Here is a 1,993-nt window from a genome sequence, read left to right on the forward strand (position 1 = left end):
GACTGACCATCATCGACGTTGCCGATGACGCTACTGCTCGGATGTGGGCGGGCCGCATCGCCGAGGCGTGCGGGTGGCCGCAGGAGGTTCGGCAGCTCTGGTAGGCCACGCTCATCATGATAGGCGCAGGGATACTGCCGAGGTACACGCACCGGGCCCCACTTACGCGGTTGATTGGATCAACCAGGAGCCTGTTGAGTTTTGGGGCAGCGCTGCCCGGGTCGGGCTTTCGCCCGTCAGGTGGGGGGTCTGGTGCTCGCGTGGATCTTCAGCAGGTTGGTGACGGCTGCGGCTAGGTGGAGCTCGGAGGTGGCGGCGGGGAGTCCTCGTCGGGAGAAGGTGCGGAGTCCGACTTGGTCCTTGAGGTGGGCGATGACCGTTTCGACGGTGGCCGATCTTCGTTTGTAGGTCGTGGCGTTCTCGGGGTTGCGTAGCTGGTGTCGCATCGCGTCTTCGGGGCTCGCATCGGGTGGTGGTGGCCCGTGGGTTGGGTCCTTGGCCGCCTCGGCGATGGTGTGCTTCTTGCCCGGTGCGATGAGCCGTTCGGGCCCGTCGGCAGTGAGGTTCTGCGTGGTGAAGTAGCCGGCATCGGCCAGAGCGGTCCCGATGGTGGCCCCGATGGCGGCCGCGGACGTGGATGCTGCGGTGAGGGTCGGGATGAAGCAGTGCTTGTCGTTGGCGTCTTGTGAGAGGTGGACTCCGAGGATGAAGTGGTCGTCGGTGACTGCGACCTGAGCGTTGTAGCCCTGGACGGAGCCACCACCAGAGCCCTCGGTCATCAGTCGGCTGTCGGGGTCGGTGACGTTCACGGTGCGCCCGGCGCTACCGCGCTGACGTGCGTATCGCTCAAGGCAGTCGCGCTTGCGCTGGGAGGTGCCGCGCTCGTCGATAGCTCCAGCTGCAGCCTTGGCCTGTGCGAGGGTCAGGGACTTGGTAGCAGCGATGAGCAGCCTGCGTGCCTCGCTGCGATGACGCGAGGCCTGCTTGCCTGTAACTCCCTCGAGAGAGGTGATCAGTCGGGTTGCGCGGTCCAAGCGCGCTTGGTGGTAGCGGACTAGATCCACGCCTGCCGGGGGCACACCTCCGATCGGCTCGCCGGCCTCAGTGCGAGCCAGAAACTCATCGGCCCGGATCCTGTCGGCCGCATCGGCTTCGTGGTGTTGGCCGTCTTGGCGGGCAAGTTCTTCGAGTGCCTTCTTGATGTTCGCCGCACGCCCGGAGTGATCAGCAAAACCGGGCGGAAGATCTTCATCGTCTCCGGACCCAGCAGCGGCTGCGGCGTCTTCGCCAGCATCGGTCGTGACGGCCTGGGCCACGATGTCATCGGCGATCCTCTTGGCCTGCTCACGCACGTGATCGGGGCTGCGGTTCGCGCCTCTGGCCGCGTTCGCGGCGATCTTCGTGCCATCAATCGACACGATCCCGACCTTGACCATCCCCGCGGTCGCACACAACCGCAGGACCTGGGCGAACAGGTCCGCAAAGGCTTCCTGGTTGTCGGCACGAAACCGCGCGATCGTGGTGTGGTCAGGTGTGTCTTGGCCGCACAGGACACGAAACGCGACGTGATCACCGCACAGCCGCTCGATGCGTCGCGATGACCGGACGCCGGTCGCGTAGGCGTAGAGCAACAGTCCGAGGAGCATGTCAGGATCGAAGCCCTGACGGCCCCGTCCACCCCGACGCGAGCGGGCATGGAAGGCCTCAGTGTCGAACTGTTCGACGACATCGATGATGAACCACACCAGATGGTCCTGCGGCAACCAGTCAGCCATGTTCGGCGGGAGCAGGAACTCCTGATCACGCACCACCGGACGATACGAACGAGCCATGTGCGCATCATTTCGTGTTCGGCGCTCCCCACAGCGCACCGGAGACGGCGTTTTCGCAACAGCCTCCAGGTTGATCCGATCAACCGCACAATCGGCCACCGCGACATTCTGGGCCGGATGACCCACGCTCGATGCTGTCGGCTCAGCAGCAGCGCTCGAGC

The 1,993-nt window shown here is 65.2% G+C and carries 1 protein-coding gene; it reads right to left on the minus strand.

Annotated features, from left to right (window positions below):
- Positions 1–236: 236 nt before the first annotated feature.
- Positions 237–1,832: a transposase gene (locus tag WBQ44_RS19170; RefSeq protein ID WP_495568258.1), complete on the minus strand. Its 1,596-nt coding sequence runs from the start codon at positions 1,830–1,832 to the stop codon at positions 237–239.
- Between the last annotated feature and the right edge of the window lie 161 nt (positions 1,833–1,993).

The organism is Rhodococcus sp. (in: high G+C Gram-positive bacteria), assembly GCF_049591685.1.
Classification (GTDB): Bacteria; Actinomycetota; Actinomycetes; order Mycobacteriales; family Mycobacteriaceae; genus Rhodococcoides.

Coding starts and splice junctions, on each gene's coding strand:
- WBQ44_RS19170 (WP_495568258.1), bottom strand. CDS start 1,832: ATGGCTCGTTCGTATCGTCCGGTGGTGCGTGATCAGGAGTTCCTGCTC.